Source organism: Streptomyces sp. NBC_00252, assembly GCF_036187565.1.
GTDB lineage: Bacteria > Actinomycetota > Actinomycetes > Streptomycetales > Streptomycetaceae > Streptomyces.
In genome coordinates this window covers 4,904,897-4,927,559 of record NZ_CP108087.1, presented here as the reverse complement: position 1 = coordinate 4,927,559, position 22,663 = coordinate 4,904,897, and the positions used below count along the sequence as shown (strand labels likewise).

Here is a 22,663-nt window from a genome sequence, read left to right as displayed (position 1 = left end):
GCAGACACAGGCCGGCAGAGGTCCACGGAGATTCATGAGCCGATCCGTGAACCGATCGGCGGGGCTCGTCCGATGAGGAGACGTGAGCGATACGGGAAGCGACGGGGAGCTGCTGCGGGCCATCGCGGCGGACGGCGACCGGCGCGCGTTCGAAGAGCTGTACCGGCGGTACGCGCCATGGCTGACCGCCAGGCTGCGCGGCCGGTGCGCCGACGCCGGCATGGTCGACGACGTCGTACAGGAGACGTTTCTCGCGGTGTGGCGGGGCAGTGCCCGCTACCGGGAGGACGGGTCCTCCGAAGACGCTGCCGGGTGGCTGTGGCGGATCGGGTCGCGGCGGCTGATCGATCTCCTGCGCGGTGACGGGGCGCGCGGGCGGCTGCGGCAGGCGCTGACGCGGCTGCGGCACCGGGACGAGGCCTCGGCGGAGGAACGCGTGCTCGCGGGGGTTGAGCACGGGGACCTCGCCGGGGCGCTGGTCCGGCTCTCCCCGGAACTGCGGGCGGTCCTCCAGGCCACCGTGATCGACGGGCTGACCACCCGGGAGACCGCCGTGCTGCTGGGCATCCCGGCCGGCACGGTCAAGACGCGGGCCATGCGGGCCCGTAAGCAACTGCGGGAGGAGCTGGCATGACCTGGCATGTGGCCGAAGACGACGTACGCGCCTATGCGCGGGGCGAGTTGGCACCGCCCCTGCTCTGGTCCGCCGACACCCATCTCGCCCAGTGCGCGGACTGCCGGGCCCTGCTGGCGTCCGTCACCGACCCGGTGGCGCTCGACGCGGGCTGGGAACGCCTGGACGCCGAACTCGACGCCCCCAAAAGGGGATTGCTCGAATCCCTGCTGGTCAGGGTCGGCGTGGCCGACCACACGGCACGGCTGCTCTCGGCGACCCCGGTGCTGCGCCGATCGTGGCTCGGCGCGGTCGTCGCGCTGCTCGTGATGACCGTGCTCGTCACCAACGCACAGCAGGCCTCGGTCTCGCCCACCCTCTTCCTGGTCCTCGCCCCTCTCCTGCCGCTCGGCGGAGTGGCCCTCTCCTACGGCCCGAGGTTCGACCCGACCTACGAGATGGCCGTCGTCGCCCCGCTGCACGGCTTCCGGCTCCTCATGATCCGCACGGTCGCCGTCCTCGTCGCCTGCCTCGGCCTGAACGGCCTGGCGACCCTGGCCCTGCCCGAGTACGGCCTGCGCGCCCTCGGCTGGCTGCTGCCCGCGCTCGCCCTCACCACCACCGGCCTCGCCCTCATCCCCCGCCTCGGCCCGGTCCTCGCACCGTCCCTGGTGGGCGGCGCCTGGGCCCTCTCTCTGCTCGCCGCCTACGAGATCCACGGCGGCACGCTCGCACCCTTCACCCCGGCGGGCCAGGGGGTGGCCGCGATGGTGGCCGCGCTCGCCGCCGGACTCCTCTACCTCCTGCGGGACCGCTTCGACACACGGCCGGGGGCGTTCCCAGGCGTGGCGTGACCCCGGCTCCCCTCCACAAGGCGGACGGCACGAAGTGCGCCCCGCCCTCTCAACTCACCGCGCGCGACCGGGCACTTCGGCCTGCCCGCACGAACGCACACCGCTGAACCTCAGCAGCTCCGCACCACCGAACCTCCGACATCTCCGCACCACCGAACCTCCGACATCTCCGCACCACCGAACCTCCGACTTCTCCAAACCTCCGACATCTCCGAACCTCTGACTGGAGTGCCGTACATGACCACCACCGTCTCCGCGGCCGGGCTCAGCCTGCGCTACGGCTCGACGCAGGCCCTCGACGACGTGTCGCTGCGCCTGGGCGAAGGCGTCACCGGCCTGCTCGGCCCCAACGGGGCAGGGAAGACCACCCTGTTGAGGGTGCTGGCCACCGCCGCGCCCGCCGACTCGGGCAGCTTCACCGTCCTCGGCCACGACCCGGGCACGACCGCCGGACGCCAGGAGGTACGGCGGGTGCTCGGCTACCTCCCGCAGACGCCCGGCTTCCACCCGGACTTCACCGCCTTCGAGTTCGTCGACTACGTCGCGATCCTCAAGGAGCTGACCGACCGCGCCGGACGCCACCAGGAGGTACGGCGCGTGATCGAGGAGGTCGACCTGTCGGACGTGCGCGGCAAGCGCATCAAGAAGCTGTCGGGCGGAATGCGGCAGCGGGTCGCGCTCGCGGCGGCGCTCGTCGGCGACCCGGGCTTCCTGGTCCTGGACGAGCCGACGGTCGGACTCGACCCCGAACAGCGCATGCGCTTCAGGGAGTTGATCGCCAGGGCGGGCGAGGGCCGCACGGTGCTGCTCTCCACCCACCAGACCGAGGACGTCGCGATGCTCTGCAACCGCGTCGTCGTCATGGCCGCCGGCGTCATCCGCTTCGACGGCACCCCGGCCGAACTCACCGCACGGGCCGCGGGCCGGGTGTGGAGCAGCGCGGAACGCGAACCCGGCGCGATGGCGGGCTGGCGCACCGGCCTCGGCGTCTTCCGCAACGTGGGCGACCCGCCCCCCGGCGCGGAACTCGTCGAACCCACCCTGGAGGACGGCTACTTGATCACGCTCGACGGCATGGTCGCGGAGGTGACGGCATGAGCGCGGTCCTGGACAAGACGCCCCTCACCGCACACACCGAGGGCCAACGACAGCCCTGGGCGGCCGTGGTGCAGCTGGCCCGCTTCGAGGCACGCAAACTCCTGCTGTGCGCACCGGTGTTGGGCACGTTCGCGCTCTACGTCGTCTGGATCGTGTGGCGCATGCCGAGCACCGGCAACGGCTTCCCGGCGCTCCAGGACGTCGACCGCGCGACCCAGACCGGGCCGATGCTGCCCGCCCTGGCCGTCATGCTCTGCGCGAACCAGGCCGTCCTGCGCTCCCGGCGCCAGGACACCGACCGGCACTTCGGCGTCCTGGTCCTGGAACCCTGGCGCCGTACGGTCGCCCACGTGCTGTCCGTCGTCCCGGTCGTCGCGCTCACCGCGCTGCTCGTGGCGGCGCAGTTCACCTGGGCGGTGCTCGACCCCGGTTCCGTCGGCAGCGGCTCGGTCAACGAGCTGCTCGTCGGCCCGCTCACGGTCCTGCTGGCCGGCGCGGTCGGTGTGCTGCTGGCCCGGCTGGTGCGCTCGCCGTTCGCGGCCCCGATGCTTCTGGTGCTGGCCTTCTTCTCCACCCTGTTCCTCGGCGCGGTGGCGTCCGGCGGCGAAGGCAGCGCGACGCGCTGGCTGGTCCCGGTGGTCGAAGGCTCGAGCAGCACCTCCCTCCCGTCCGACCTCCTGGGCCGCCCGGCGGCATGGCACGCGCTGTACCTGCTGGGCCTGGCGCTGACCGTGGCCCTCGCCGCGGTCCTGGTCAACGGCGGCCGTACGAAGACGGTGGCGGCGCTGCTGGTGTTGGCGATCGGCCTCGGCACGTGGGGTGCGGTGGGCCAGGCGGGCAAGGTCCCGAAGGCGACGATCACCGCCCGCGAGGTGGCCACCGTCACCCCGGAGAAGGTCCAGTCCTGCGAACGGCACGGCCGTGCGACGTACTGCGCGTACCCGGAGTGGATGCCCCGCGCCACGACCTGGGCGAACGTGACGGACCACGTCCAGTCCCTCGCCGGCGGCACCGCGCCCCAGGAACACCTGCTGGTACGCCAGCGCGTCGACGCCCGCTACGGCATGGACGGCGACGGCGCGATCCAGCCGTCCCCCGTCCCGTACCAGGTCACCGTCGGCACGGGTTGGGGCGGCCCGCGCGTGCCGGAGTTCGCCGCGGCCGTCTCCGCGGTCCTGGTCCTCCGCACCGAGAAGGCGTCCGAGCAGCTGTGCGACGGCCGCATGGTCACCATCATGTGGCTCGCCCTCAACTGGCAGTCCGACCCCCTCGCCGAGCTGAGCAAGGTCCGCCTCGACGACAGCATCACCGGCTCGGCCCTGGTCCTCTCCCCGACCGACCCGATGTCCATGACCGCCGAACAGACCACGGTCGTAAGGGAGTTGTTCAAGGCAGGCAGCACGTCGGTCGCCCCGAAGGTGAAGGCCCACTGGGCGGAACTGACGGCCCCGAAGGTCACGACGGCCCGCGTCGCGGAGCTGCTGGGGGTCAAGGCGCCGGCGGGGGCGGACAAGTGCAGCTGAGGGAAGGGGTCTTGGGCCGGGGCCCGACGGGGACGCCGGGCCGGGGGTCGGTAGGGGTGTCGAGCTGGGGGAGTGATGGGATGCCGGGCCGGGGGCCCGCGGGGACACCGGGTGGCGGATCGGTAGATGTGGCAGGGCAGTTGGCGCAGCTGCTGCGGCCCGTCGTCCGTGCGATGCCCTGGCGGGCGCTCGGGGCCGGTGCTGTCGCCGGGCTGGTGTTGGCCGCGCTGCCTCGCTTCACCTCGTCGGACCCGAACCCGTGGACGGCGTTGCTGCTGCTGCGGGGAGCCGCGCTCGCCTTCGCGCTGGGGCTGACGTTCCTGCTGGACGACCCGGCCCGGCAGGTCACCGTCGCGGTACCGACCCGGCGCATGGTGCGCGGCGCCCTGCGGACCGCGCTGGCCGCTCCGCTCGCGGTGCTGTGGTGGACGGCGGCGGTGCTGCTGATCCCGGCGAAGGTACGGCCCCCGGTCGGTGACATCACCCTGGAGGCAGCCGCCGCCGCGGTCGTCGCCCTCGCCGCGTCAGCCGCGGCGGTCCGCCTCACGGACGAACCGGAACCGGGCCAGCGAGTAGCCATCGCCCTGCTGGCCACGTCCATGGCAGCGGCCCTGTTCCTGCCCTCCAGCTGGGGCCTGTTCGCCACCCCGGGCGCGAAGACCTGGGCCCCGGGACACGACCACTGGGCGATGATCCTCGCGGTCGCGGCACTCACATGGGCTGCGTGCGGCCCGGAACCGATCAGACGAAGGCACTTGTTCCCGACGCGACGACCGACACGGTCGGGCCTGTCGGGGGCGTGAGAACGGGCGTCTCCGACCGCCTAGCGGGTGCGGGTCCAGCGCGCTGCCTTGCGGTTCGGGGCGAGCGCGCTGGCTTGCGTTTGGGGGTGGGGGCGGTGACTCGTGGTCGGGGACGGGCGGGGGCGGCACGATCCAACCCGTCCGTCGCTTGGCAGCGGGCTAGGTCGCACAATCCAGCCCGCCTCGCGCCTTGGGAGCTCGGTGGCTACTACTCACCCAGCCCGTCCACCCTCCAGCCCAGGCCCGCAATATTCAGCCCGTCCACCCTTCAGCCCAGGCCCGCAATATTCAGCCCGTCCACCCTTCAGCCCAGGCCCGCAATATTCAGCCCGTCCACCCTTCAGCCCAGGCCCGCAATATCCAGCCCGTCCGGCGTTTGAGGACGAGGCCCCTTCAGGGCCGATGGGGGTCTGGGGGCGGAGCCCCCAGGGGGTCACCGGACCAACCCCCGCCTCACGACTCCGAGCGGTACATCAGGTCCGTTTCGTACGTCGTGAACCCGAGCCGCTCATAAACAGACACCGCCGCCTTGTTGTCCGCGTCGACGTACAGCATCGCCGTAGGCAGCCCCTGCGAGGCAAGATGACGCAACCCGATCGTCGTCAGCGCCTTGCCGAGCCCACCCCCCTGCACCCCGGGCAACACCCCCACGACGTACACCTCACCCAGCCCCTCCTCGGCGTGGACCTTGGTCCAGTGGAAGCCCACCAGCTCCCCACCCCGTTCGGCGAGAAAGAACCCCGCGGGATCGAACCACGCCTCGGACATCCGGTCATCGAGGTCGCGCTGCGTGAGAGACCCCTGCTCAGGATGGTGCGCGAACGCCGCCGCGTTGACGGCGAGCCAGGCCGCGTCATCCTGCCCGGGCACGAAGGTCCGCACGGTCACCCCCTCGGAAAGCACCGGCTCGGGCAGTTCCAGCCCGGTCAACGGCCGCCGCAGCTGCCGGAGTTCACGGAACATCGTGAGCCCGAGGACCTGCGCGAGATGACGCGCGGCGGAGTGCCCACCATGCGCCCACACCCGCAACCGCTTCCCGGACGCGGCAAGCAGCGCAGCGCCCAGCGCCCGCCCGTGCCCATGCCCCCGGTACGAGGGATGCACGACGAGCTCCGCCGCCGGCGCCTCCACCGGATCGGTGTCCTCCAGCTGCGCGTACCCCACGAGTTCGTCGCCCAGGGTCAGCAGCAGATGGGAGACCCCCGCCCGCTCACCCCCGCGGATCCGCAACCGCCCCTGCTCGGACACCGCCTGCTGCCCGTCGACGCGGGCGGCCTCGGCGATCAGCGCGAGGACGGCCGCGCCCTGGTCCGGGGAGAGCGCGGAGTAGGTCTCGATGGAGCGGGAGGAGGGCGCGGGCCGTGCGGTGTCGTCGCTGGTCATGGGCATCAGGGTAAGCGGATCCCGCAGCAAAGTGGCGGCAAAGAAGAAACCAGGATGTAACCAAGAACCCCCTGCCGCGCTACGCGCGTTGACCCTAGGCTGCGCCGGAAAGTGGTGACTCTCAGCCGACACACAGGGGGGCTCATGCCAGCCACGACCCAGCCGCACCGCCCGCGCAGACGCCGTACCGCCGCACTGCTCGCCACCACGGTGAGCCTCGCCACGGCGGCGGCGCTGGCCTCCGCACTGCCCGCCGACGCCCACGGCAACTCCGGCGGCCACGGCCACCACCCCAAGCCGAGCCGCTACCAGGACGTACAGCTGCTGTCCTTCAACGACCTGCACGGCAACCTGGAGCCCCCGACCGGTTCCTCCGGCCGCGTCACCGAACTCCAGCCGGACGGCACGACGAAGACGATCGACGCGGGCGGTGTCGAGTACCTCGCCACGCATCTGCGCGACGCCCGCAAGGGCAACCCGTACTCGATCACCGCGGCCGGCGGCGACATGGTCGGCGCGTCCCCGCTGATCTCGGGCCTGTTCCACGACGAGCCCACCATCGAGGCGCTCAACAAGCTGGACCTGGACGTCACTTCGGTCGGCAACCACGAATTCGACGAGGGCGCGAAGGAGTTGGCCCGGCTGCAGAACGGCGGCTGCCACCCCACGGACGGCTGCTACACGGACAAGAAGTTCAAGGGCGCCGACTTCCCCTACCTCGCGGCGAACGTCCTCGACGAGAAGACGAAGAAGCCGATCCTCAAGCCGTACTGGGTCTGGAAGAAGAAGGACGTCAAGGTCGGCTTCATCGGCGTCACGCTGGAGGGCACCCCGGGCATCGTCTCGGCGGACGGCGTCAAGGGCCTCCAGTTCAAGGACGAGGTCGAGACGATCAACAAGTACGCCAAGGAACTGCAGAAGCAGGGCGTCAAGTCGATCGTCGCGCTGATCCACGAGGGCGGCTTCCCCGCCTCCGCGTCCTACAACTACGACTGCGACGCGTCCGGCGGCGGCTCCGGCATCTCCGGCCCGATCGTCGACATCGCGAAGAACGTCACCCCGGCCGTCGACGCCCTCGTCACCGGCCACACCCACAACGCGTACGTCTGCACGATCAACGACCCAAGTGGCAAGCCCCGTATGGTCACTTCGGCGTCCAGCTTCGGCCGCCTCTACACGGACACCACGCTGACCTACGACCGCAGGACGGGCGACATCGCGCGTACGGCGGTGAAGTCCGCGAACCACGTGGTCACCCGGGACGTGCCCAAGGCCGCCGACCTCACCAGCCTGATCGGCAAGTGGAACACCCTCGCTGCCCCCATCGGCAACCGCCCGATCGGCTACATCTCCGGTGACGTCAACAGCACCGGCACCGAGTCCCCGATGGGCGACCTCATCGCCGACGCCCAGCTCGCCTACGGCAAGAAGCTGGACCCGGAGACCGACCTCGCGCTGATGAACCCGGGCGGGGTGCGGGCGGGGCTGACGTACAAGGCCACCGGGGCCGAGGGCGACGGTGTGGTGACGTACGCCGAGGGCTTCACGGTGCAGCCGTTCGCCAACACGGTGAACCTCCAGGACTTCACCGGTGCGCAGGTGGTGCAGGCGCTCAAGGAGCAGGTGAGCGGGGCGAACGCGGCGGCGCCGAAGGTGCTTCAGGTGTCTTCCGGGCTGACGTACACGCTGGACCTGACGAAGACGGGTGCGGACCGGGTGGTCACGGACTCGATCAGGCTCAACGGTTCCGCCATCGACCCGGCGGCCACGTACCGCGTCGCGACGAACAGCTTCCTCGCGGGTGGCGGTGACGGCTTCACGACGCTGGGGCAGGGCACGGGTGACCTGGTCGGTACGGACGACCTGACCGCGCTCGCGGACTATCTGACGGCGAACTCGTCGGCCGCGGGCCCGCTCGCGCCTCCGGCGGCGAACCGGATCACGATCGTGCAGTAGCAGCCAGCAGTTCTTCAGCAGTCCCCTCTGCTCAGGGGCCCGGTGCCGGGTATGTCGGCACCGGGCCCCTTCTGCTTTCCCGTTCTAAATTCTGTGTAAGGGCGGATTCAGTTCCGCGAATTGCATAAGAGTCTTCCACAGGAATTGCTCAGGAAGGTCTCAGCAGAAAAGGCTTTTCCTGCGCCGGAAGTCCAGTAGTGTTTTCCATGTCGAAAGCAAAAAACGCAAACGACAAGAAGATGAAAGATATCAAGGAGAGCCCGATGAGCTTCCACAAGATCGCCCCCGTGAAGAAGGCTGCCAAGCCCGCCCCGGCCCCCAAGAAGGCGCCCAAGAAGCCCCTGGGCAAGCCGCTCGGCGCCCCCAAGCGCCGCCCGGTCACCCACAAGGGCTGACAAAGAATTTACAGGCGTAATTCCAAAGTAAATCAAAGAAAGGGAAACAGTCATGAGCTTCCACAAGATCGCCCCGGTCAAGAAGACCCACAAGCCCGCGCCGGCCCCGAAGAAGCCCGCGCCGAAGAAGCCGGCTCCGGCTCCGCGGCGCCCGGTCGGTCACAAGTAAGCCGGCGGGGCGGCCGTAGAAGACCCGTAGCGCCTGCAGCGCCAGTCGCAGTACTCGACAACTCGCCGCACCACCGCGGCATTTACAGGGAGGGAATCCGTCATGAGCTTCCACAAGATCGCCCCGGTCAAGAAGACCCGCAAGCCCGCCCCGGCGCCCAAGAAGCCCGCGCCGAAGAAGCACGCTCCGAAGCGGCGGCCGGTCGCCCACAAGGGCTGATTGCGCGGACCGTGAGGCGGGGCCGCTGGGTGGCGAGTGCGCTCGCTCCGGTGGCCCCGCCTCGCCATGTCCGGGCCGTGGATTCGTCATTGAACTCGACCTGTCCTGAAGGGAGTTGTTGACCATGAGGGAAGCCCGTGAGGCCTTCCGCCGTTTCTGGCCGCTGACCCGCGGTGACCGCAAGTGGCTCGCGGTGATCATCGCGTGCGTCGTGGTGTCGGCGCTCTCCGAGACCGCCGCGATCCTGCTGTTCGCGGACCTCACCGACAACGCTCTGAAGGCCGGTTCGCTGTCCGACTTCTGGGGCCCGGCCACCGCCTGGCTCGGCGTCGCCGCACTGGGCGCGCTCGTCGGCTACTTCGGAAACTCCCTCGCCACCTGGACCGCGGAGAGATTCGTCCTGCGTCTGCGCGCGAACGTGTTCCGCCATGTCCAGGACCTCCCACCCCACTTCTTCCAGAAGCACCGCCAGGGCGACCTGGTCGAACGCCTCACCGGAGACGTCGAGGCCATCGAGCAGATGGTCGTGTCCGGGGTCGTAGGCACCGTCTCGGCGGCCTTCTCCGCCGTGTTCTACGCCTGCGCCGCCCTGTACCTCCGCTGGGACCTGGCCCTCGCGACCTTCGTCCTGGCCCCCCTCTTCCTCCTCGCCGCCCGCCGCTTCTCCGGCCGCATCAAGCAGGCCTCGCAGGACGAGCGGGTCGCGGACGGCGCGATCACCTCGGTGGTCGAGGAGTCCCTCGGCAACGTCGTCCTCACCCAGGCCTACAACCGCCGCCGCGACGAGGAGAAGCGCCTCGACGTGGAGGCCCGCGCATGGATGAAGGCGTCCGTCCGCGGCGCCCGGCTCAGCGAGATGTACGAGCAGTTCGTGGAGGTCGTCGAGACGCTCTGCGTCCTCGCGGTGATCGGCCTAGGCGTCTGGGAGATCTCCGCCGACCGCATGACCCTGGGCGCACTCCTCGCCTTCGCCGCCTTCATCGGCTACCTCTACCCCCCGGTGCGCAACCTCGGCCAACTCGGCCTCACCCTCACCGCCGCCACGGCCGGCGCCGCCCGCATCAACGAGATCCTGGACGCCACCCCGTCCGTCGGCGACCCCCGCGAACCCGTCCCCGCCTGGCCCGTCCACGGCTGGGTCAGCTTCCACGGCGTGACCTTCGGCTACCCCGGCGCGCCCCGGAACTCGGTCGCCGACGTCACCTTCAGGGCGGACCCGGGCGAGCTGGTGATCATCACCGGCGAGAGCGGCGCGGGCAAGTCCACCCTGTCCAAACTCCTCACCCGCTTCTACGACCCCTCGGCGGGCGTGATCTGCCTGGACGGCGTCCCCCTCCGCGACGTACCGCTCGAATTCCTGCGGGAGAACGTCGCGTTGCTCCCGCAGCAGACCCTCATCCTGAACGGCACGGTCCGCGAGAACATCGAGTGCGGCCGCCCCGGCGCGACCGACGAGGACATCGAACTGGCCGCCCGCGCGGCGGCAGCGCACGACTTCATCACCGCACTCCCCGAGGGCTACGACACCCGACTCGCCCCCGGCACAGCCGCGTTGTCCGGCGGCCAGCTCCAACGCATCGCGATCGCACGGGCGATGCTCCGCGAGGCCCCGGTGCTGGTCCTGGACGAACCGACGGCCGGCCTCGACTCGGTGGCCGCCCGCCAGGTGGTCCAGCCCCTGCGCCGCCTGATGTCCGGCCGTACGACCATCATGATCACCCACGACCTGAGCCTCGCCCCGGACGCGGACCGCATCCTGGTGGTCGAGGGCGGACACCTCGTCGAGTCCGGCACGCACGCGGAGCTGGTGGCGAGGCGCGGCGCGTACGCCCGACTCGCGGGCCCGCTCCCCGAACTGGCCCTTGAGGGAAGGCAGTCGGACGACACGGTGACCCTGCGCGCGGTCCCGCCGCGGGCACCGGACGAGACGATGATCCTGCGGCTCCCGAAGCGCTAGGTCAGTCGGGGGCTCGGGTACGCAGGCTGTACCCGAGCCCCCGCACGGTGTGGATGAGCCGCGGTCCGCCGCGGCTCTCCAGTTTCCGCCGCAGGTACATCACATACACGTCAAGGGTGTTGGACGCGGGCTCGAAGTCGAAGCCCCACACGTGCCGGTGGATGCGGGCCCGGGTGAGCGCGGTCCCCGGATGGTGCATCAGGTACTCCAGCAGCAGGAACTCGGTCCGTGTGAGGTCGAGCGGCCGGCCGTCCCGGGTGACGTCCCGCGTGCGCAGGTCCAGGACGAGATCCTGGAAGACGAGCCGTTCCAGCTCGGGCAACGCCTCGGCCCCGGCGGCGGGTTGGGCACTGCGCCGCAGCAACGCCCTTACGCGGGCGAGCAGTTCCTCGACGGCGAACGGTTTGCTGAGGTAGTCGTCGGCGCCGTTGTCGAGCGCGACGATCCGGTCCCCGACCGCGTCCCGCCCGGTGAGCATGAGGATCGGCACGGTGGATCCGGAGGCCCGGATCCGCCGGGTGGCGGCCAGCCCGTCCAGCTCGGGCATGGTCACGTCCATCAGCACGAGATCAGGGGCGGCGACATCGTCCACCGGCCCGAGGAGATCGAGCGCGGTACGCCCGTCCCCCGCGAGAACGGTCTCGTACCCCTCGAACCTGAGCAGCCGCCCGAGCCCTTCCCGTACGTCCGCGTCGTCATCGGCCAGCAGGATCTTCCGCGCCATCTCAACACGGTGTGACGGGCGGCTGTGGTGGGGCTGGCAGGGAGGTGTGCGTGGGCTGAGGGCCCGAGGGCCGGGGGAGTGGTTCAGTCCGCGAGGCGGCGGCGGTAGGCGCGGGTCTTGTTCCGGTTCCCGCAGACGTCCATCGAGCACCAGCGGCCGCCGCCGTTGCGCGAGGTGTCGTAGAACGCCCAGCGGCAGTCCGCCGAGGCGCACAGCTTGAGGCGGCTCCAGCCGCCGCCGGCGACGTTCGCCGCGACCGTCTCGACGAGGGCGTCGAGCCCGGGCGTACCGCTGTCGGCGACGAGCCGCAGCCCGCCGCCGTCCGCGTCCGCGTCCGGGGCCAGAGTCAGGGGGAACGGGGCGAGGGCCTTGGCGGTCCCGCCGCTGTCGTCGCCGCTGAGCGCGTCCCGCAGACCGGCGCGGAGTGCGCGGGCGGCGGTCAGGTCGGACGCCCGCAGCTCCTGCCCGGCGCCGACCAGGTCATGGGCCTCCAGCCACGCCGACAGGGCCTGGACGGAGGTCAGTTCGTCGTGGCCGGTGTGCCGCTCCCCGTGCCAGCTGAAGGCTCTTTCGTCGAGCGTGTTGAGGAACTGCTCGACCACCACGAGATCCACGACGCCATCACTCACGACACCACCGTACCGCGAAGCCGGTGTTGACGGGATGCGACACCGGTTATAGCTTTCAATGGTGTCGAAAACATGGACGACCCCGACGACGGACACCACCCCCGGCCCCTTGATCGAGGTCCCGGAAGCGGCCCTCGACGACCTGCGGACCCGGCTGCGCGGGACGAGGTGGGCGGCGCCGTGGCCCGTGCCCGGGTGGCAGGCGGGAACGGACGCCGAGGAGCTGAGGCGGCTGGCCGAGTACTGGGCCGACGGCTACGACTGGCGCGCACACGAGACCGAGATCAACGCGCTGCCGTCCCGCTTCGCCGACATCGACGGCACGACCGTCCACTACCTCCGCTTCGACGCCGAACGCGAGGGCGCCCTGCCCCTCGTCCTGACCAACGGCTGGCCGAGCACGTTCTACGAACTGGTGGAGCTGGCCCGGAGGCTCTCGACGCCGTCGCGCCACGGCGGTGATCCGCGGGACGCGTTCACGGTGATCGTGCCGTCCCTCCCGGGCTTCACGTTCTCGTCCCCGCCCACGAGCCTGGACCAGTCACCGCCCACCCACGAACTGTGGCACCGCCTGATGCACGACGAACTGGGCTTCGAGCGCTACGGCGCACACGGCGGCGACCTGGGCTCGGGGATCACGGCCCGCCTCGGCCAGGCCCACCCCGAGAACGTGGTCGGCATCCACGTCCTGGACATCCTGAGCACGCCGCCGGACGCCGGCTCCGCCCGACTGACCGACGAGGAACGGGAGTACCTGACCGCCGTCACCGCCTGGTCCCAGGAGGAAGGCGCGTACGCCCACCAGCAGCGCACCCGCCCCCTCACCCTGGCGCAGGGCCTGAGCGACTCCCCGGCGGGACTGCTCGGCTGGATGGTGGAGAAGTACCGGTCCTGGAGCGACTGCGACGGCGACCTCTCCACCCGCTTCACGGACGACTTCCTGCTCACCCAGGCGTCGCTGTACTGGTTCACGAACACGATCGGGACGTCGTTCATCCCGTACTACGTGTCCGGCCAGGGCCTCCTCCCGAAACTGGACCGGGTGGAGGTGCCGACCGCCCTGGCCCTGTTCCCCGCCAACCTCGGCGCCCCCGCCCCGCGCGGCTTCGTGGAACGCAGATACCATCTCACCCGCTACACCACGATGCCCCGGGGCGGCCATTTCCCGGCCCACGAGGAACCCGAACTGCTGGCCGACGACATCACCGAGTTCTTCAGGTCGGCGAGTACCTGTTAGTGCGACAGTTCCGAGTCGCTCGGGTACTCCGGTGTCTCCGGGGGCGGAGCCGTCGGCGTTCCCGGCAGTCGTACGGTCGCCACCGTGCCGCCGCCCGGCGCGTGCGCCAACGTCACCTCGCCGCCCGCCTGTTGGACCGTGCGGGCGACGATCGACAGGCCCAGGCCGGAACCGGGGAGGGCGCGGGCGCTCGGCGAACGCCAGAAGCGGTCGAAGACGTGCGGGAGTTCGTCGGCGGGGATGCCGGGGCCGTGGTCGCGGACGGTGAGGACGCCGTGGGTGAGCTGGACGTCGATGGTCCCGCCCTCGGGGCTGAACTTCACCGCGTTGTCGAGGATGTTGACCACCGCGCGCTCCAGGGCGGAGGGCTCGGACTGCACGAACCAGGGCTGGACGTCCGCGGTGATCGTCAACTCCGGGCCGCGGAGCCTGGCTCGGCGGAGCGCCGCCTCGACGGTGTCCTGGAGCGAGACCACCTGCACCCGCTCACCCCGCTGGCCCTCCGACCGGGACAACTCCTGCAAGTCGCCGATCAGGGACGCCAGTTCGGTCATCTGGGCCTTCACCGAGGCGAGCAGGGCCTTGCGGTCGGCCGGGGGGATCGGGCGGCCCGTCTCCTCGCTGCGGGTGAGGAGCTCGACGTTCGTGCGGAGGGAGGTGAGGGGGGTGCGCAGCTCGTGACCGGCGTCCGCGATGAGCTGCTGCTGCAGCTCGCGGGAGTTGGCCAGGGAGGTCGTCATCGAGTTGAACGACCGGGAGAGCCGGGCGATCTCGTCGTCACTGTCCTCATCCACCGGGATCCGGATGGCCAGGTCCTCGGTCCGTGCCACGTGTTCGACGGCCTCGGTGAGTTTGTCGACGGGCCGGAGACCGGCACGGGCGACGGCGAGACCGGCTGCGCCTGCGCCGATGACTCCGATCCCGGAGACGAGGAGCAGGATGAGGGCGAGGTCGTTGAGGGTGTTCTGGGTGCTCTTGAGGGGGACGGCGACGAGGAGCGCGGTGCCGGGGTACCACTGGTTGGGGCCGGCCGGCCCTTGGCTGACCAGCAGAGGCGTGGTCAGCACCCGCACGGAGTTGCCCTTGGCGTCGACGCCGTTGCGATACACCCCCTTGAGGGTGGCCGACATCTGCCCGAGGTTGCTCTCGTCCTTGATCACGCCCTTGTCGTCGGCGGTGACTTTGATGACGCCCGCAGAGTTCGCGGAGATGCATGCCTTCCCGTCCGACTCGACCAGTTGGATGTAGCTGGTCTGGGACGAGAAGCTGTTGAAGTCGGTGGTGTTGTCCTGATCCGTCTGGGGGGCCTGCGGGCAGCTGCTGAGGAACTCGGCGACCTGACCGGCACGTTGGGGCTGCGCCATCTTCCTCAGGTCACCGTCTACCTGGTCGTACAGCTTTCCCTGCACGATGAACCAGCACGTCACCGACACCGCCGCCACCGCGAACGCCACCGCCGCCGCCACCAACATCGCCAGCCGCGACCGAATCGGCAGCGTGCGGAACCGGTGTCCGAGCTTGCTCACTCCGCTCCACCCTGTCGCAGTACATAGCCCACGCCCCGGACGGTGTGCACGAGCCGCGGCTCGCCCCCGGCCTCCGTCTTGCGGCGGAGGTACATCACGTACACGTCGAGGGAGTTGGAGGACGGCTCGAAGTCGAAGCCCCAGACGGCCTTGAGGATCTGCTCGCGGGTGAGGACCTGCCGCGGGTGCGCGAGGAACATCTCCAGGAGGGTGAACTCCGTGCGGGTCAGCTCGACTTGGCGGCCGTTGCGGGTGACCTCACGGGTCGCGAGGTCCATGCGGAGATCGGCGAAGGTGAGCGAGTCGTCCTCGGGTCCGGTACCGGCCGCAGCCGCCGCCGCGTACGAGCTGCGGCGGAGCAACGCCCGCACCCGCGCGAAGAGTTCGTCGAGTTCGAACGGCTTGACCAGGTAGTCGTCCGCGCCCGCGTCGAGCCCGGTGACGCGGTCGCCGACGGTGTCGCGGGCGGTGAGCATCAGGATCGGGGTCGTCGTGCCCGCGCCCCGCATCCGGCGGGCCGCCGTCAGGCCGTCCATGCGCGGCATCTGGATGTCGAGGACGACCAGGTCGGGCTGGTACGCGGTCGCCTTCTCCAGCGCGTCCGCGCCGTCGACGGCCACCTCGGTGTCGTACCCCTCGAAGGCCAGGCTGCGCTGGAGTGCTTCGCGTACCGCCGGCTCGTCGTCGACGATCAGGATGCGCTGGGTGTCACGGTCGCCTTCGGCGGGACTCATGGGCTGGATTCCTCGGGTGCGGTGGGACGGGGGCAACGAACGGCTGGGCGCCTTCAGCCTCGCATGTTTCCCGCCCGGTGCGTAAAGAGGAGAAGAGGGGATGAGAGGGAGAGGTCGGGAGGGGTCGGGAGGGGTGGGGTGAAACAGGGGCCTCGGCCGGAGGCCGGTCTCAGGCGCGCATCGTCTGGAGGCGGTTGAGCGGGACCTTGCGGTGGTGCGGGCGGGCCGCGCTGGTGCGCAGGCCCATCAGCTCCGGGACGGCCGCCACTTCCGGCGCCCGCACCTGCGGCGCGTGCAGTTCGTACGCCACCCCGAGGGCCAGGCCGAGACCGGCCGCTCCGGTGTCGGTCACCGTGTGCGAAACCTGCTTGATCATGACGTACTCCCTACGCTGGTTCGTGTGGCGCGGTGCCTAGTTGTCAGAGCCGCCCGCCCGCAGCGACGCGAGGTCCGCCTTGACGGTGTTGATCGGGATGGCGAAGCCGAGGCCGACGCTGCCGGCGTCGGACGACGAGGACGAGGAGTCCGAACTCGCCGAGTACATCGCGGAGTTGATGCCGATGATGTTGCCGCTCGCGTCGATGAGGGCGCCGCCGGAGTTGCCGGGGTTGAGGGACGCGTCCGTCTGGAGCGCCTTGTACGTCGTGGTGGACGTACCGGTGTCGCCGTTGAACTGCTGGCCGCCGAACTGGAACGGCCACTGGCCGTCGCCGCCGGAGTTCTGCCCCTGGTTCTCGTCGGTGGAGACGGTCACGTCACGGGAGAGGGAGGAGATGATGCCGCTGGTGACCGTGCCGGTCAGGCCCTCGGGGGAGCCGATCGCGACGACGGTGTCACCGACCTGGACGCCGGCGGAGTTGCCGAGGGTGGCGGGCTTGAGGCCGGAGGCGCCCTCCAGCTTGAGGAGCGCGAGGTCCTTCTTGCTGTCGGTGCCGACGACCTTCGCGGTGTACGACTTGCCGTCGCTCGTCTTGACCTTGATGGTCGAGGCGCCGGAGATGACGTGGTTGTTGGTGATGATCTGGCCGTCGCTGGTGAGGACGACCCCGGAACCGGTCGACGAGCCGTTGCTGAGCGTCGCGTTGACCTCGACCACGCTCGGGCTGACGGTCGCGGCGATGGTGGCGACGTCGCCCTTCTTGCTGGAGGGCACGACGGCCGTGGTGGTGCTGGAGGTGGCGACGGTGTCCTTGCCGGTCAGCTCCTGGAAGGCGTAGGCCGTGCCGCCGCCGACGGCCGCGGCGACGATCGCCACCGCCGCGAGCAGGGCGATCGGGCCGCGCCGGGTCTTCTTCGGCCGGGGCGCGTCGCCCTGGACGTGGGTGAGGAGAGCCGTGTCGCCGCCGCCGTGACCGCCGCCGTCGGCGGCGGCGGCCGTGCCGTCACCGGCGCCGTACGCGCCGCCGTCGGCGCCGAAGGCGGCCTGCGGGGCGGGCGAGGGGGCGGGGGTGTGCGTCGGCCACCCGGACGCGGCCGGCTGCTGCGTCTGCTGGACGGGCTGGGCGGGCTGCGCGGGCTGCTGCACCGGCTGCTGGGCCTGCTGCGGCTGGTAGGCCGGCGGGGGCGGCCATTCCGGGTTCACGGGAGAAGAGGCGTGCTGCTGCTGGGGGTACGCCTGCGGCTGGTCGCCCTGGGGGGTCTCGTACTCGCCGCTGCGGCGGAAGCTCTCGGTCATGGAACAGAGCCTGTCGCGCGATCATGAGAGGTACCTGAGTGCCCGCTGAGAAGCCCGACAGAACCTCGTATGCCCGATATAAAGACGCCGGATCCCCGGAAACTCGGGGAAACGGGAGGTTGCGGGGGAGTGAGGGCACGGCACGCGCCGGACGAATACTTGTGTGACCCCTGTGCGGCCCGTGTGCGCGGTGACAGCCGGGGCCTACGATCTCCGGGCCGGAGGGGGGCTCCGCGATCAGCGCCGGTCCATGCGCCGCAGGAACAGCATGGCACCGGCTCCGCGTGGCCGCGTCGTACGCCCTTCTCGGGCCCACTACGACACCCACACCAGGAGCCCTGAGTGATACGTGCCCTGCGCGGCCGACTGAGACGCCCCACCACGGCGTTCCCGGCCGCCGCTCTCGCGCTGGCCCTGAGCTGCGCCGGCGTTCTCGCGGCGCAGCCCGCCACCGCCGCCGACGGCCCGCCCGGACTGCCGTCCACCACCGCCGCCGCCCCGGCGATCCCGCAGCACACCGCCTCCGACAAGGAACTGCGCTCCCGTGTCGTCGACGCCGCGGGAACCCAGGCGGCCGAGAAGAAGACGCCGAGCAGGACGCCGTTCATCATCGGCGGCACCGAGACGACCATCTCCAGCGCGCCCTGGATGGTCCAGCTCGCCTACTACGACGACACCAGCGGCGACGGCTACTTCTGCGGCGGCACCCTGGTCGCCCCGAACAAGGTCCTCACCGCCGCGCACTGCGTCGCCGGCCTGGACTGGACGAAGAACGGCGCGGTCCTGGCCGGTGCCACCGGCCTCTACGACGACACCACCGGCACGGTCGCGGGCGTCCTGCACCAGTGGAACCACCCGCACTTCAACGCCGAGACCGCGCAGAACGACATCGCGGTGCTCACCCTGGACCGCCCGCTGGACCAGCAGTGGATGCGCCTGGCGTACCTGAACGACCTCGCGTACGTCACCCCGGGCCAGACCGCCACGGTCTACGGCTGGGGCCTGACCTCGGGCACCGGCACCGACCTCTCGGCGAACCTGCGCAAGGCCACCCTGCCGATCGTGCCCGACGCCACCTGCGACAGCGCGATGAAGTCCGTGCTGGGTGACGACGAGTTCATCGAGGGCTCGATGTTCTGCGCGGGCACCCCCGCCTCCGGCGCCGACGAGGGCACCACCAGCCCGTGCAACGGCGACTCCGGCGGCCCGGTGATCGCCGACAACAAGATCATCGGCATCGTCTCCTGGGGCGTGGCCGGCTGCACCGCCAAGGGCGCCTACCCGGTCTTCACCAAGGTCGGCTCCTACGCCTGGGCGGCCCAGCCGCGCATCGACGACACCGACCTGTCCTACGACGGCCGCGCCGACCTGCTCGGCCGTACGCCCTCGGGCGGCCTGTTCCAGCAGGACAGCGAGGGCACCTCGCTCGCGCAGCGCGCCTACCAGGGCAACGGCTGGCAGACGGCCAGCTGGGCGCTCCAGGCCGACCTGGACCGGGACTACTTCCAGGACCTGATCATCCGGGACGCGACGGACGGCCATCTGTACCGCGAGTACGTGGACCACACCACGGGTGAGTACGTCTGGAAGCAGATCACCTCGGTGTGGGGCGGCTACAAGTCCTACGCGATCCCCGGCGACCTGACCGGCGACGCCCGCCCCGACCTGGTCGCGGTGGACGCCGACGGCTCGGTCTACCTCTACCCGGGCAAGGGCAACGGCGAGTTCTACGGCAAGGTCAAGGTCGTCGACAAGTCCTGGAAGAACGTCAAGATCTTCGGTCACGGCGACCTGACCGGTGACGGCCGCGCCGACCTCCTGGTCCGCAACTCCTCCGGCGTGCTCTACCTCTACGCCGGCACCCAGGTCGAGCACACCCCGTGGAAGACCCGCGTCCAGGCCCGCACCGGCTGGAACTTCACGTCGTACGTCGCCAACGGTGACGTCACGGGAGACGGCGTCGCGGATGTCATCACCCGCGACTCGGGCGGCACGCTGTGGCTGTACCCAGGCACCAACAAGGCGACGACGGCGCTCTTCGGGACGCCGGTCAAGCTGGGCACGGGCTACAACCAGTACAACCTGCTGTTCTGAACCCCGCTGAGTGAGACGGCGGTCCTGCTCAGCCCTCGCAGCCGCAGGACTGCCGTATCACCAGCCGGGACGGGAACACCTTCAGCCGCTCGCGGCGGGAGCCCGCGACCCGCAGGCCGTCGTCCAGGACGAGGTCGACGGCCGCGCGGGCCATCGCCGGGCGGTCCGATGCGATCGTTGTCAGCTTCGGGTCCGCGAGGGCGGCTTCCTTGATGTCGTCGAAGCCGATGACCCCCAGCTCGCGCGGCACGTCGATGCGCAGCTCGCGCGCGGCCCGCAGCAGGCCGATCGCCTGGTCGTCGGTGGAGCAGAAGATCGCGGGCGGGCGCCGGGGCCCGGAGAGGATGCCGAGGGCGACCTGGTAGGCGTCGTAGCGGTTGTACGGCGCTTCGAAGAGGCGTCCCTCGGTCGGCAGCCCGGCCTCGGTCATCGCCCGCCGCCAGCCCTCGACGTGGTCGGAGACCGGGTCGCCGACGGACGGCGTCTCCGCCGTACCGCCCATACAGGCGACGTAGTCGTAGCCGTGCTCTAGGAGGTGGCGTACGGCGAGCTGGGCGCCCCCGAGGTCGTCCGTGACGACGGCCACGTCGTCGATCGCCTCGGGGCGTTCGTGCAGGAGGACGACCCGGGCGTCCCAGGCCTCGATCTCGGCGGCCGCGTTGTCGTTCAGCGCGTGGCTGACGAGGATCAGGCCCGAGACGCGCATCCCGAGGAACGCGCGGAGGTAGTGCACCTCGCGCTCGCCCACGTAGTCGGAGTTGCCGACCAGCACCATTTTTCCGCGCTCGGAGGCGGCCTGTTCCACCGCGTGCGCCATCTCCCCGAAGAAGGGCTGGCGCGCGTCCGGCACGATCAGGCCTATGAGGTCCGTGCGCCGCGAGGCCATGGCCTGGGCGACCCGGTCCGGCCGGTACCCCAGTTCCTTGATCGCGGCGAGGACACGCTCGCGCGTGGCCGGTGCGACCGGCCGGGGTCCGTTGTTGATGACATAGCTGACAACGGCGGTCGAAGTACCCGCCAGCCGCGCCACATCATCCCGAGTCACCTTGGCCACGCGCGGAGTCTACGCGGATGGACCCGCTCTGGGCAGGGCGTTTCGAAGCTTCTCCGTGCTTCCGCGCACCAGCTGTGCGCGGAGGCGAACCGATAAGCGACGCCCTGCCCGGATACGGCTTACGCCTCGGCCGGGATCTCGGCCGCGTCCAGGGCGGTCGAGTCGGCCGTCTGGTCCGCATCCTCCGGCTTTGCCCCGGCGAGAGCGGCGCTCGCCTTGAGCTTTGCCTCCTCGCCGCCCCGGTCGCCCTTCTCCGGGGTAACGAATCGATAACCCACGTTCCGGACGGTCCCGATCAGCGACTCGTGCTCGGGGCCGAGCTTGGCGCGCAGGCGTCGTACGTGGACGTCGACCGTGCGCGTGCCGCCGAAGTAGTCGTAGCCCCAGACCTCCTGGAGCAGCTGGGCGCGGGTGAAGACGCGGCCCGGGTGCTGGGCGAGGTACTTGAGGAGCTCGAACTCCTTGAAGGTCAGGTCGAGGACCCGGCCCTTGAGCTTGGCGGAGTAGGTCGCCTCGTCGACCGACAGGTCGCCGTTGCGGATCTCCATGGGGGAGTCGTCGTTGACGATCTGCTGGCGGCCCATGGCCAGCCGCAGCCGGGCCTCGACCTCGGCGGGGCCCGCCGTGTCGAGCAGGACGTCGTCGATGCCCCAGTCGGCGGTGACGGCGGCGAGGCCGCCCTCGGTGACGACGAGGATGAGCGGGCACCCCGGGCCGGTGGAGCGGAGCAGCTGGCACAGGCTGCGCACCTGGGGCAGATCACGGCGGCCGTCGATCAGGATGACGTCGGCACCGGGGGTGTCGACGAGGGCGGGGCCTTCCGCCGGTGCCACGCGCACGTTGTGCAGCAGCAGGCCAAGGGCCGGAAGCACCTCCGTCGACGGCTGGAGGGCATTGGTCAGGAGCAGCAGAGAACTCATACGTCTGGTTCCTCCTCGGTCCCTGCGAGGACGTGTGTCGTGCGGCACAGCGTTTGCGGTCCCGGGGGCCCTGTATCACCGGCGTCCACCTGTGGTTTCCCGTGGTGTACCGCTTCGTATACAACGCTCCTGAAAGCACAAAAGGACCCGGGGGCTTCTCTGCCCGAGTCCTCTGTCCAGCAGAATAGCCCACATGAGCGCTGGTACGGCAGGTCATGTGGCACGATCCACCGTTCGTCCGAACTCTGAGACGATCAGACGTACACCTTTGCGGACGTTTCTGCACACCGACGACGGGGTGACGATCGATTCCGTATACAACCCGGGGGCGGCCGTATACGACGCCCCCCGGTCACCTTCCGGTGATCCCGTGTTCGTCGTGGCGCACGGTTTCACGGGCGACGTGGACAAGCCCCATGTCCGGCGCGTGGCCGAGGCGTTGGCGCAGTACGGAGCCGTGGTCACGTTCTCGTTCCGGGGTCACGGAGCCTCCGGCGGACGGTCCACCGTGGGCGACCGCGAGGTGCTGGATCTGGCCGCGGCGGTCGCCTGGGCGCGGGAACAGGGGCACGCGCGCGTGGTCACCGTGGGCTTCTCGATGGGCGGTTCGGTGGTGCTGCGGCACGCGGCGCTGTACGGATCGGACCGTTCCGAAAGTTCACCGGGTGATTCCGGGGGTTCGGGGCGCGAGGGGCGCACGGAAGCGCACACGGACGCGGTGGTTTCGGTGAGTGCGCCGGCCCGCTGGTACTACAGAGGCACCGCCCCCATGCGGAAGCTGCACTGGCTGGTGACCCGTCCCGAGGGCCGGCTCGTCGGCCGCTACGGCCTCAAGACCCGCATCCAGAACGGGGGTTGGGACCCGGTCCCGCTCTCCCCGGTCGAGGCGGTCCCGCGCATCGCGCCCACGCCGCTGCTGATCGTGCACGGCGAACGCGACGGCTACTTCCCCGTCGACCACCCCCGGATGCTGGCCGAAGCCGCCGCCGACCACGCCGAACTCTGGCTGGAGCCGGGCATGGGCCACGCGGAACACGCGGCCACCGACGACCTGCTGGCCCGCATCGGTCGCTGGGGCGGTTCACAGGACAGCTAGCCTG

Annotated in this window: 20 protein-coding genes; 11 read left to right on the top strand and 9 right to left on the bottom strand. The window is 70.7% G+C overall.

What is annotated here, in order from left to right:
* Nucleotides 1-82 precede the first annotated feature (82 nt).
* From OHT77_RS21505 to OHT77_RS21485, 5 genes are all read left to right on the top strand, one after another.
* Complete coding sequence (locus OHT77_RS21505) at nucleotides 83-634, top strand: RNA polymerase sigma factor (protein WP_328830164.1); 552 nt, start codon at nucleotides 83-85, stop codon at nucleotides 632-634.
* Nucleotides 631-1,467 carry a zf-HC2 domain-containing protein gene (locus tag OHT77_RS21500; RefSeq protein WP_328830163.1) on the top strand — a complete coding sequence of 279 codons (837 nt, stop codon included), beginning with the start codon at nucleotides 631-633 and terminating at the stop codon, nucleotides 1,465-1,467. Before OHT77_RS21505 ends, OHT77_RS21500 begins: the two co-directional genes overlap by 4 nt.
* A 237-nt stretch (nucleotides 1,468-1,704) precedes the next feature.
* Nucleotides 1,705-2,565: an ABC transporter ATP-binding protein gene (locus tag OHT77_RS21495; RefSeq protein WP_328830162.1), complete on the top strand. Its 861-nt coding sequence runs from the start codon at nucleotides 1,705-1,707 to the stop codon at nucleotides 2,563-2,565.
* Nucleotides 2,562-4,088: an ABC transporter permease gene (locus OHT77_RS21490; RefSeq protein ID WP_328830161.1), complete on the top strand. Its 1,527-nt coding sequence runs from the start codon at nucleotides 2,562-2,564 to the stop codon at nucleotides 4,086-4,088. The genes OHT77_RS21495 and OHT77_RS21490 overlap by 4 nt, the downstream gene beginning before the upstream one ends.
* A gap of 128 nt (nucleotides 4,089-4,216) precedes the next feature.
* The gene (locus OHT77_RS21485; RefSeq protein ID WP_328830160.1) at nucleotides 4,217-4,891 is read left to right on the top strand and encodes an ABC transporter; all 675 of its coding nucleotides are present in this window, start codon (nucleotides 4,217-4,219) and stop codon (nucleotides 4,889-4,891) included.
* A gap of 453 nt (nucleotides 4,892-5,344) precedes the next feature.
* On the opposite strand, the gene mshD is transcribed toward OHT77_RS21485, so the two are convergent.
* On the bottom strand, nucleotides 5,345-6,274 hold the full coding sequence (gene mshD / locus OHT77_RS21480) for a mycothiol synthase (protein ID WP_328830159.1): 930 nt from the start codon (nucleotides 6,272-6,274) through the stop codon (nucleotides 5,345-5,347).
* Nucleotides 6,275-6,418: 144 nt separating this feature from the next.
* Here mshD and OHT77_RS21475 point away from each other — a divergent pair, with 144 nt between their 5' ends.
* The 3 genes from OHT77_RS21475 to OHT77_RS21465 all read left to right on the top strand — a co-directional run bounded on the left by OHT77_RS21475 (nucleotide 6,419) and on the right by OHT77_RS21465 (nucleotide 10,970).
* Nucleotides 6,419-8,230 (top strand): bifunctional metallophosphatase/5'-nucleotidase, encoded by a 1,812-nt coding sequence (locus OHT77_RS21475; RefSeq protein WP_328830158.1) that lies wholly within the window; start codon nucleotides 6,419-6,421, stop codon nucleotides 8,228-8,230.
* 263 nt (nucleotides 8,231-8,493) lie between these two features.
* Nucleotides 8,494-8,625: a hypothetical protein gene (locus OHT77_RS21470; protein ID WP_328830157.1), complete on the top strand. Its 132-nt coding sequence runs from the start codon at nucleotides 8,494-8,496 to the stop codon at nucleotides 8,623-8,625.
* Nucleotides 8,626-9,137: 512 nt separating this feature from the next.
* A complete protein-coding gene (locus tag OHT77_RS21465) occupies nucleotides 9,138-10,970 on the top strand; it encodes an ABC transporter ATP-binding protein (protein WP_328830156.1) in 1,833 nt (610 codons plus the stop codon).
* Between the two features lies 1 nt (nucleotide 10,971).
* Here OHT77_RS21465 and OHT77_RS21460 read toward each other — a convergent pair whose 3' ends face one another.
* Complete coding sequence (locus OHT77_RS21460; protein ID WP_328830155.1) at nucleotides 10,972-11,694, bottom strand: response regulator transcription factor; 723 nt, start codon at nucleotides 11,692-11,694, stop codon at nucleotides 10,972-10,974.
* Nucleotides 11,695-11,777: 83 nt separating this feature from the next.
* Nucleotides 11,778-12,323, bottom strand: coding sequence for a CGNR zinc finger domain-containing protein (locus OHT77_RS21455; protein WP_328830154.1), 546 nt, complete (start codon nucleotides 12,321-12,323; stop codon nucleotides 11,778-11,780).
* 61 nt (nucleotides 12,324-12,384) lie between these two features.
* Between OHT77_RS21455 and OHT77_RS21450 the strand changes: the two genes are divergently transcribed.
* Entirely contained in the window at nucleotides 12,385-13,560 is a 1,176-nt protein-coding gene (locus OHT77_RS21450; RefSeq protein WP_328830153.1) for an epoxide hydrolase family protein, read from the top strand.
* Here the strand turns inward: OHT77_RS21450 and OHT77_RS21445 are convergent.
* The 4 genes from OHT77_RS21445 to OHT77_RS21430 all read right to left on the bottom strand — a co-directional run bounded on the left by OHT77_RS21445 (nucleotide 13,557) and on the right by OHT77_RS21430 (nucleotide 17,495).
* A complete protein-coding gene (locus OHT77_RS21445) occupies nucleotides 13,557-15,032 on the bottom strand; it encodes a sensor histidine kinase (protein WP_328834297.1) in 1,476 nt (491 codons plus the stop codon). The genes OHT77_RS21450 and OHT77_RS21445 overlap by 4 nt on opposite strands.
* Nucleotides 15,033-15,082: 50 nt before the next feature.
* The gene (locus OHT77_RS21440) at nucleotides 15,083-15,820 is read right to left on the bottom strand and encodes a response regulator transcription factor (RefSeq protein WP_266770858.1); all 738 of its coding nucleotides are present in this window, start codon (nucleotides 15,818-15,820) and stop codon (nucleotides 15,083-15,085) included.
* A gap of 169 nt (nucleotides 15,821-15,989) precedes the next feature.
* Nucleotides 15,990-16,196: a hypothetical protein gene (locus OHT77_RS21435; RefSeq protein ID WP_328830152.1), complete on the bottom strand. Its 207-nt coding sequence runs from the start codon at nucleotides 16,194-16,196 to the stop codon at nucleotides 15,990-15,992.
* A 36-nt stretch (nucleotides 16,197-16,232) separates the two neighbouring features.
* Entirely contained in the window at nucleotides 16,233-17,495 is a 1,263-nt protein-coding gene (locus OHT77_RS21430) for a S1C family serine protease (RefSeq protein ID WP_328830151.1), read from the bottom strand.
* Between the two features lie 342 nt (nucleotides 17,496-17,837).
* On the opposite strand from OHT77_RS21430, the gene OHT77_RS21425 reads away from it, so the two are divergent.
* Complete coding sequence (locus OHT77_RS21425) at nucleotides 17,838-19,589, top strand: trypsin-like serine protease (RefSeq protein ID WP_328830150.1); 1,752 nt, start codon at nucleotides 17,838-17,840, stop codon at nucleotides 19,587-19,589.
* 28 nt (nucleotides 19,590-19,617) lie between these two features.
* Here the strand turns inward: OHT77_RS21425 and OHT77_RS21420 are convergent, their stop codons facing one another.
* Both OHT77_RS21420 and OHT77_RS21415 read right to left on the bottom strand, forming a co-directional pair.
* Nucleotides 19,618-20,643, bottom strand: a complete 1,026-nt coding sequence (locus OHT77_RS21420) for a LacI family DNA-binding transcriptional regulator (RefSeq protein WP_078652459.1) — start codon at nucleotides 20,641-20,643, stop codon at nucleotides 19,618-19,620.
* Between the two features lie 119 nt (nucleotides 20,644-20,762).
* Complete coding sequence (locus OHT77_RS21415) at nucleotides 20,763-21,563, bottom strand: response regulator transcription factor (RefSeq protein ID WP_328830149.1); 801 nt, start codon at nucleotides 21,561-21,563, stop codon at nucleotides 20,763-20,765.
* Between the two features lie 193 nt (nucleotides 21,564-21,756).
* On the opposite strand from OHT77_RS21415, the gene OHT77_RS21410 reads away from it, so the two are divergent.
* The gene (locus tag OHT77_RS21410) at nucleotides 21,757-22,659 is read left to right on the top strand and encodes an alpha/beta hydrolase (RefSeq protein ID WP_328830148.1); all 903 of its coding nucleotides are present in this window, start codon (nucleotides 21,757-21,759) and stop codon (nucleotides 22,657-22,659) included.
* Nucleotides 22,660-22,663: the final 4 nt, after the last annotated feature.

What these genes read in the sequence shown, in the direction of transcription:
- OHT77_RS21500 (WP_328830163.1), top strand. Translation starts at nt 631, where the DNA reads ATGACCTGGCATGTGGCCGAAGACGACGTACGCGCCTATGCGCGGGGC.
- OHT77_RS21495 (WP_328830162.1), top strand. Translation starts at nt 1,705, where the DNA reads ATGACCACCACCGTCTCCGCGGCCGGGCTCAGCCTGCGCTACGGCTCG.
- OHT77_RS21490 (WP_328830161.1), top strand. Translation starts at nt 2,562, where the DNA reads ATGAGCGCGGTCCTGGACAAGACGCCCCTCACCGCACACACCGAGGGC.
- mshD (WP_328830159.1), bottom strand. Translation starts at nt 6,274, where the DNA reads ATGACCAGCGACGACACCGCACGGCCCGCGCCCTCCTCCCGCTCCATC.
- OHT77_RS21475 (WP_328830158.1), top strand. Translation starts at nt 6,419, where the DNA reads ATGCCAGCCACGACCCAGCCGCACCGCCCGCGCAGACGCCGTACCGCC.
- OHT77_RS21470 (WP_328830157.1), top strand. Translation starts at nt 8,494, where the DNA reads ATGAGCTTCCACAAGATCGCCCCCGTGAAGAAGGCTGCCAAGCCCGCC.
- OHT77_RS21465 (WP_328830156.1), top strand. Translation starts at nt 9,138, where the DNA reads ATGAGGGAAGCCCGTGAGGCCTTCCGCCGTTTCTGGCCGCTGACCCGC.
- OHT77_RS21460 (WP_328830155.1), bottom strand. Translation starts at nt 11,694, where the DNA reads ATGGCGCGGAAGATCCTGCTGGCCGATGACGACGCGGACGTACGGGAA.
- OHT77_RS21445 (WP_328834297.1), bottom strand. Translation starts at nt 15,032, where the DNA reads ATGTTGGTGGCGGCGGCGGTGGCGTTCGCGGTGGCGGCGGTGTCGGTG.
- OHT77_RS21440 (WP_266770858.1), bottom strand. Translation starts at nt 15,820, where the DNA reads ATGAGTCCCGCCGAAGGCGACCGTGACACCCAGCGCATCCTGATCGTC.
- OHT77_RS21435 (WP_328830152.1), bottom strand. Translation starts at nt 16,196, where the DNA reads ATGATCAAGCAGGTTTCGCACACGGTGACCGACACCGGAGCGGCCGGT.
- OHT77_RS21430 (WP_328830151.1), bottom strand. Translation starts at nt 17,495, where the DNA reads ATGACCGAGAGCTTCCGCCGCAGCGGCGAGTACGAGACCCCCCAGGGC.
- OHT77_RS21415 (WP_328830149.1), bottom strand. Translation starts at nt 21,563, where the DNA reads ATGAGTTCTCTGCTGCTCCTGACCAATGCCCTCCAGCCGTCGACGGAG.
- OHT77_RS21410 (WP_328830148.1), top strand. Translation starts at nt 21,757, where the DNA reads ATGAGCGCTGGTACGGCAGGTCATGTGGCACGATCCACCGTTCGTCCG.